This window comes from Streptomyces sp. NRRL B-24572, from assembly GCF_002156145.1.
In the GTDB taxonomy this organism is placed as follows: Bacteria; Actinomycetota; Actinomycetes; order Streptomycetales; family Streptomycetaceae; genus Streptomyces; species Streptomyces vietnamensis.
This window is the reverse complement of sequence record NZ_MWIG01000280.1, coordinates 1-7,092: the sequence shown is the minus strand read 5'-3', so window position 1 is coordinate 7,092 and position 7,092 is coordinate 1. Positions and strand designations below refer to the sequence as shown.

Annotated in this window: 7 protein-coding genes; 3 read left to right on the top strand and 4 right to left on the bottom strand. The window is 75.3% G+C overall.

The features are described 5' to 3' along the window. Nucleotides 1-470 (top strand): hypothetical protein (locus CCN56_RS17535; protein ID WP_256962014.1); only part of this gene is annotated, 470 nt, incomplete at its 5' end. Between the two features lie 7 nt (nucleotides 471-477). Here the strand turns inward: CCN56_RS17535 and CCN56_RS17530 are convergent. From CCN56_RS17530 to CCN56_RS17515, 4 genes are all read right to left on the bottom strand, one after another. Then, nucleotides 478-1,686 (bottom strand): histidine kinase, encoded by a 1,209-nt coding sequence (locus tag CCN56_RS17530; RefSeq protein ID WP_086827937.1) that lies wholly within the window; start codon nucleotides 1,684-1,686, stop codon nucleotides 478-480. After that, entirely contained in the window at nucleotides 1,683-3,416 is a 1,734-nt protein-coding gene (locus tag CCN56_RS17525) for a cation acetate symporter (protein ID WP_086827936.1), read from the bottom strand. The genes CCN56_RS17530 and CCN56_RS17525 overlap by 4 nt, the downstream gene beginning before the upstream one ends. Nucleotides 3,417-3,426: 10 nt before the next feature. Next, nucleotides 3,427-3,804, bottom strand: a complete 378-nt coding sequence (locus tag CCN56_RS17520; RefSeq protein ID WP_179199876.1) for a hypothetical protein — start codon at nucleotides 3,802-3,804, stop codon at nucleotides 3,427-3,429. 80 nt (nucleotides 3,805-3,884) lie between these two features. Then, nucleotides 3,885-4,634: a LytTR family DNA-binding domain-containing protein gene (locus CCN56_RS17515; RefSeq protein WP_086827934.1), complete on the bottom strand. Its 750-nt coding sequence runs from the start codon at nucleotides 4,632-4,634 to the stop codon at nucleotides 3,885-3,887. Nucleotides 4,635-4,877: 243 nt separating this feature from the next. On the opposite strand from CCN56_RS17515, the gene CCN56_RS17510 reads away from it, so the two are divergent. Both CCN56_RS17510 and CCN56_RS17505 read left to right on the top strand, forming a co-directional pair. Then, nucleotides 4,878-5,552: a response regulator transcription factor gene (locus CCN56_RS17510; protein WP_086827943.1), complete on the top strand. Its 675-nt coding sequence runs from the start codon at nucleotides 4,878-4,880 to the stop codon at nucleotides 5,550-5,552. Continuing rightward, nucleotides 5,549-6,862 carry a sensor histidine kinase KdpD gene (locus CCN56_RS17505; protein ID WP_256962013.1) on the top strand — a complete coding sequence of 438 codons (1,314 nt, stop codon included), beginning with the start codon at nucleotides 5,549-5,551 and terminating at the stop codon, nucleotides 6,860-6,862. Before CCN56_RS17510 ends, CCN56_RS17505 begins: the two co-directional genes overlap by 4 nt. The last annotated feature ends 230 nt before the right edge of the window (nucleotides 6,863-7,092 follow it).

Here is a 7,092-nt window from a genome sequence, read left to right as displayed (position 1 = left end):
GGGCCACGAGCGGCGGCGGCCTCGCCGTCCCGATGGCCTGGCTGTGTGCCGAGTACCTGGCCGACGGGGTGCTGCGGGCCGCCGCGCTCGTGGCCCCCGGCTCACTGGAGTACCGGGCCGGCCTCCAGGCCCTGGCCCTCACCGTCCACCTCGCGGAGGAACCGGACGGACCGGCCGGCGCGTGGGCCGCCTGCCGCGTCGACGAGTGGCTGCGGCACACGGCGTACGACCGTCCCTGGCCGCCCTGGGTCGAGGAGCGCCTCGCCGCGCGGCGGGCGAGCGGCGGCGAAGGACCCGACCTGGCGCTCGCGCGGACCGCCTGGCGGCAGCTGCGGGACACCTGGATCCGCGCCGCCGACCTCGACGGCCGGACCGACCCGGAGAGCCCGGTCGACGAGAGCGAGCAGATCTGGCTGCCCGCCTGGAAGCTGGGCCTCCCGCTCGCGCACCTGTCGCTGCACCTGCGCTGAAGGGCGTCTACGGTGCCGAAGGATGCACTCCCGGGCGGTACTTGGGGACGCGTACCGTCACCTTCATCCCGGCGCCGACCCCGGTCTCGATGACGAGGCCGTGCTCCGCCCCGTACACCTGGCGCAGCCGCTCGTCCACATTGGACAGGCCGATGCCGGAGCCCGCCGGGTGCTCCCCGCGCAGGACGGCCCGCAGCAGCTCCGGGTCCATGCCGATGCCGTCGTCCTCGACCGTCACCACCGCCTCGGCGCCCGCGTCCCGGGCGGCGATCGTGACCCGGCAGCCCCGCTCCCGGTCCTGGAGGCCGTGTTTGACGGCGTTCTCCACGAGCGGCTGGAGGCACAGGAACGGCAGGGTCACCGGCAGCACTTCGGGGGCGATCTGCAGGGTCACCTTCAGCCGGTCGCCGAAACGGGCCCCGGCAAGCGCCAAGTACTGCTCGACGGCGCGCAGTTCGTCGGCGAGCTGGGCGAACTCGCCGTGCTTGCGGAAGGAGTAGCGGGTGAAGTCGGCGAACTCCAGGAGGAGTTCCCTGGCCCGCTCCGGGTCGGTGCGGACGAACGAGGCTATGGCGGCGAGGGAGTTGAAGATGAAGTGCGGGGAGATCTGGGCGCGCAGGGCGCGGATCTCCGCCTCCACGATCCGGGTGCGCGAGCGGTCCAGTTCGGCCAGTTCCAGCTGGACGGAGACCCAGCGGGCCACCTCCGTCGCGGCCCGTACGAGCACGGCCGACTCCCGTGAGCCGTAGGCGACGAGCGCGCCGAGGACCCCGTCCTCCCCGGTGAGCGGGGCGATCACCGCCCAGCGCAGCGGGCACGCCGGGTCGTCGCAGCCGCTGTGCGTCGAGCGGCTGCGGCCGGTCGCCAGGGTCTCGGCGGTCCGCTCGGGGACGTGCGCCCGGTGGTGGTCCTCGCCAGGACCGTCCCAGGCGAGGACCGCGCCCCGGTCGGTGAGGCAGAGCGCCTCGGTGCCGAGCAGCGAGCGGAGCGTGCGGGCCGCCTTGCGGGCGGTCTCCTCGGTGAGTCCGGCGCGCAGCGGGGGCGCGGCGAGCGAGGCGGTGTGCAGGGTGTGGAAGGTGGCCCGTTCGACGGGGGTGCCGAGGTCGGGATCGGCGGTACGGCCGCCGCGCCGGGCGGCGAACCGGCCCAGGACGAAGCCCGCGGCGAGCAGTACGGCCCCGGCGGCGGCCGCGGCGGCGAGGGCGATGCCGCTCATCGGCGCACCTCCTGCGTGGGTACGGTGCCGGTGATCTCCTCCGGGAGGTGGAGCCGGGCGAGGATCGCGGGGGTGCCGGGCGGGATCCGGCGGGGAGTGGCGAGCGAGACGAGCAGCATCGTGAGGAAGCCCAGGGGGACCGACCAGACCGCCGGCCAGGCCATCAGGGTGTGCGGCCAGCCCCCGGGGGCGAGTCCGGCCCGGGTCGCCATCACGGCCGCGAGGGCGGAGCCGCCGCCGAGCAGGAGCCCCGCCATGGCGCCGGGCGGGGTGAGCCTCCGCCACCAGATCCCGAGGACGAGCAGCGGGCAGAAGGAGGAGGCGGAGACGGCGAAGGCGAGGCCGACGGCGTCGGCGACCGGGACCTTGGAGGCGACCACCCCGACGGCGAGCGGGACGGCGGTGGCGAGCAGGGTCGCGAGACGGAAGTGCCGTACGCCGCGCGGGGGCAGGACGTCCTGGGTGAGGACCCCGGCGACCGACATGGTGAGCCCTGAGGCGGTGGAGAGGAAGGCGGCGAACGCGCCGGCCGCGAGGAGCGCCCCGAGGAGGTCGCCGAGGAGTCCGCCGAGGATCCGGTCGGGCAGGACGAGGACGGCGGCGTCGGCGGAGCCGGTGAGGGCGAGTTCGGGGGCGTAGATCCGGCCGAGGGCTCCGTACAGGGGTGGCAGCAGGTAGAACGCGCCGACGAGGCCGAGGACGACGAGGGTGGTGCGGCGGGCGGCGCGGCCGTTCGGGCTGGTGTAGAAGCGGACGGCGACGTGCGGCAGGCCCATGGTGCCGAGGAAGGTCGCGAGGATCAGTCCGTACGTGGCGTACAGCTGGTGCCCGTCGCGGCCCCCGGCCAGCGGCTGGGACCAGCCGAGGGGGTCGGTGCCGCTGGCGGCCCGCTCGGGCAGCGCCGCCCCCGGGGCGAAGGCGAGCGAGGTGCCGCCCTGGACGTGATGCGTGCCGGGGGCGAGGGTGACGGTCCGTCCGGTGTGCGCGACGGAGTCGACGCGGCCGGTGACGGTGACCGTGAGCGGGGCGTCGAGCCCGATCCGCACCGTGTCGGCGACCTCGACGACGGTGTGGCCGCGCAGCACGGCGGGGGCGTCGAACCGGGCCCGGGGCGCCCCGTCCCCGTACCAGGCGGCGAGCAGGAAGAGGACGGGGACGAGCAGGGCGGTCAGCTTCAGCCAGTACTGAAAGGCCTGGACGAAGGTGATGCTGCGCATGCCGCCGGCGGCGACGGTGCCGGTCACGACGAGGGCGACGAGCAGCCCGCCGACCCAGTCGGGGGCGCCGGTGAGGATCTCCAGGGTGAGCCCGGCGCCCTGGAGTTGCGGCAGCAGGTACAGCCAGCCGATGCCGACGACGAAGAGGCTGGCGAGCCGCCGGGCCTGCGGGGATTCGAGGCGGGCCTCGGCGAAGTCGGAGAGGGTGTACGCCCCGGAGCGGCGCAGCGGGGCGGCGACGAGGACGAGCAGGACGAGGTGTCCGGCGGTGTAGCCGACCGGGTACCAGAGCATCGCGGGGCCCTGGACGAGGACGAGTCCGGCGATGCCGAGGAAGGAGGCGGCGGAGAGGTACTCGCCGCTGATGGCGGCGGCGTTGAGGGCCGGCCCGACGGTCCGCGAGGCGACGTAGAAGTCGGAGGTGGTGCGGGAGATCCGCAGGCCGAGGGCGCCGATGAGGACGGTGGCGAGGACGACGGCGGTGACGGCGGCGACGGCGTGGGTCTGGTTCACGCGAGGCACTTCACCGTTCGACGAGGCCGGTGAAGTCGCGCTCGTTGCGCTCGGCCCGGCGGACGTACCAGTGGGCGATCGCCCAGACGACCGGGTACACGCCGAAGCCGAGGGCGGCCCAGACGAACGCCTCGGGCGCGGGCAGCGCCAGCAGCAGCGGCAGCGAGCCGACGAGCAGGGCGAGGGCCCCGAGGGCGGTGAGGGCGGCGCGGAGCTGGCTGCGCATCAGGGAGCGGACGTAGGTGTGCCCGAGGGTGGTCTGCTCGTCGATCTCGGAGCGGGCCGGGAGATGTGGGGGCCGGAGACGGGCCACGGTCCGGTCGCCGACCGCCGAGGCGTAGGTGACGGTCTCGCGCCGGGGTCTGCGCGGGGGGTTGGGCTCCGGCATGGGCGTCCGCTCTTCGACTGTCTCCTTGTGGCTCGTGGAGTGTAGGCGGACGGGACGCGGGGCCGGTAGGGGTACGGGGTTCAGCCCCCGGCCCGGCGCATCAGCAGGTCCCGCAGGTGGCGGGCGTGGCGGCGGCTGACGGCGAGGTCGGTGTCGCCGATCCGTACCGAGGTGGCGCCGGCGTCGAGCCGCAGCTCGTCGATCCGGCCGAGGGCCACGAGATGGCTGCGGTGGATGCGGACGAAGCCCCGGGCGGCCCACCGCTCTTCGAGCGTGGAGATCGGGATGCGGACGAGGTGGCTGCCGTGGTCGGTGTGGAGGCGGGCGTAGTCGCCGTGGGCCTCGACGTACGCGATCTCGTCGACGGAGACGAAGCGGGTGACGCCGCCGAGTTCGACGGGGATCTGCTCGGGGGCCGCGGGGGCCGGCGCGGCGGTGGCGTGGACCAGCTCGTGGACGCGGCGGACGGCCTCCGCGAGGCGCTCGCGGCGAACGGGCTTGAGGACGTAGTCGACCGCCTTGAGGTCGAAGGCCTGGAGGGCGAAGCCCTCGTGGGCGGTGACGAAGACGATGTGCGGCGGGCGGGCGAAGCCGGCGAGCAGCCGGGCGACGTCGAGGCCGGTGAGGCCGGGCATGTGGATGTCGAGGAAGACGACGTCGATGCCGTCGTCGCCGTCGGGTCCTGTCTCCAGGGCGCGCCCGATCCTGCGGAGCGCGGCGGTGGCGTCGCCCGCGCCTTCGGCGGTCCGCACGCGGGGGTCGGCGCGCAGCAGGTAGAGCAGCTCGCCGAGGGCGGGCTCCTCGTCGTCGACGGCCAGTACGCGCAGCATGCGCGGGAGTCTATGGGAGCGGTTTCGGCATCCGCCGGTCGGCAAGGATCCTGCCGGGCTTCGGCGGGCCCGAGGACAGCGGGCCCTGTCGGGCTTCGGCGGCCCGAGGACAGCGGGGGTCCTGCCGGGCTTCGGCGGCCCGAGGACAGCGGGGGTCCTGCCGGCGGAGCCGCCCGTGTGTGCTCCGGGTGTGCGCCGGACGCGCGACGGACGGCGTTCCGGACAGCGCTTAGGGTGTCCGACGTGCGTGTACTGCTCGTCGAGGACGACGAAGACCTCCGGTTCGGGGTGGCCGCCGCTCTGCGGGCCGCCGGGCTCGCCGTCGACGAGGCCTCCGATCTGCCCCGGGCCGACGAGGCGCTGTTCGTCACGGCGTACGACTGCGCGGTCTTCGACCGGATGCTGCCGTCCGGGGACGCCGCCGCCTATGTCGACGGGCTGCGGCGCGCGGGCCGCGGCGTGCCCGTGCTGTTCCTGACCGCGCGCGACACGGTGGCGGACCGGGTGGAGGGCTTCGCGAGCGGCGGGGACGACTACCTCGTCAAGCCGTTCGCCGTGCCCGAACTGGTCGCCCGGGTGCGCAGCCTGTGCCGCAGGGCCGCGGTCGTCCGCCCGCCGGTGCACCGCGTCGGCGACCTGGAGATCGACACCGCCCGCCGGCACGTCCGCCGGGCCGGGGTGCTGCTCACGCTCACGAGCAGGGAGTTCGCGGTCCTCGAGGCCCTCGCGGCCCGCTCCGACCAGGCGGTGTCCCGCGCCGAGCTGATCGAGAGCTGCTGGGACGAGATGGCCGAACCGCAGTCGAACGTCCTGGAGGTCCTCATATCCCAGCTCCGCCGCAAGCTCGGGGACCCGCCGCTGATCCACACCGTGCGCGGGGTCGGCTACCGGCTCGCGGCGCCCGACGGCGCACGGTGAGGTCCGCCCGCTTCCGCAGGGCGCGGACGCTCACGCCGGCGGCCCGGGTCCTGCGGCTGCGCCGGCGGATCAGCCTGCTGTTCGCGCTGACCAGCGCCGTGGGGCTGATCGCGATGACCGTGCTCGCCGTGCGCAGCGACAGCGGCCGCTGGCGGGAGCAGCTCGACCACACGATGGACGCGGACACCAGCTGGGCCCTCGGGCTCCTGGAGACCGACGAGGACGGGCGGCTCGTCCTGGACGTGCTCGCGGACTCGGTGGACACCGCGTGCCCGCCGCTGACCGTGCTCCTCGTGGATCCGGACGACCCGGGCGCGTTGACGGTCGAGCACGCGCCGGCGAAGCCGTGTCTGACCGTGGGACGGGCCGTGGTCCAGGAGGCGGGCCGTGCGGCGGTGCGGGCCGACGGCGTACGGGCCTTCGACGGGCGCACGACGGACGGCGAGCCGGTACGCGTGTTCGCGCAGCCCTTCTACGCGCCGGAGGCGGCGGACGACGCCGGGCCGCAGGGCGTGCTCGTGACCGTGGCCGACGCGAGCGCCCCGCAGGACGACCACCGGCGGCTCGTGTGGCTGGTGACGGGCGGCTGCGTGGTGCTCGTCCTGCTGTCTGCGGCCGTCGGTCACGTCCTGTCGGGGCGGGCGGTCCGGCCCGCGCTCGCCGCGCTCGACCGTCAGGAGGCGTTCCTCGCGGACGCCGCCCACGATCTGCGGACCCCGGCCGCCTCGCTGCGGACGCTCGCCGAGACGGCACTGCGCGGCGAGACGGACGGCGCGGACGTGCACCGGCGCACGCTGCGTCTGGCGGAGGGAATGGGCCGGCTTGTCGACGGCCTGCTCACCCGGGCCCGTCTCATGTCCGGTACGGCCGCGATGGCCCGGCAGCCGCTGCGTCTGGACCAGTTGGTGGAGGCAGTCGCCCAGGAAGCCGCCGAGGCCCCCACGAAGGGTCACCGCGTCCGGGTCGAGGCGGAGGAGACGGTCGTGGTCGCCGACCCCGATCTCGTGCGCCGGGCCGTCGGCAATCTGCTCGACAACGCGCTCGCGCACGGCCACGCGCCGGGCGTCCCGGCGGACGTGCTGATCACGGTGGGCCGCGACGGCGTACTGACGGTCGAGGACGCGGGCCCCGGCCTGCCTCCGGAGGTCGCGGGCGCCCTGTTCGAGCGGTTCCGCAGCGGATCGGGGTCCACCGGCCTGGGCCTGTCCATCGCCTCCTGGGTGGCCCACGCACACGGCGGCACCCTCGCGGCGGAGCGGGGCGAACGCGGCGGGGCCCGGTTCGTCCTGCGACTGCCGACCTCGGACTGACCGGGGGCCTTCCTCGGACTGACCGGGGCCTTCCTCGGTCTGACCGGGGCTTCGACCTCGACCGACCCGTCCTCAGCAAAACCTCAGCATCCGTCCCCGATCCTTCCCCGGACCGACCATCCAGGGGAGTTCCTCGTGTTCCGCACCACCGCCCGCCGCCGGGCCCTCGTCCTCGCCCTCGCCGTCCTCGGCACCACCTCCCTGGCCGCCTGCACGGCCGGGCCCGGCCG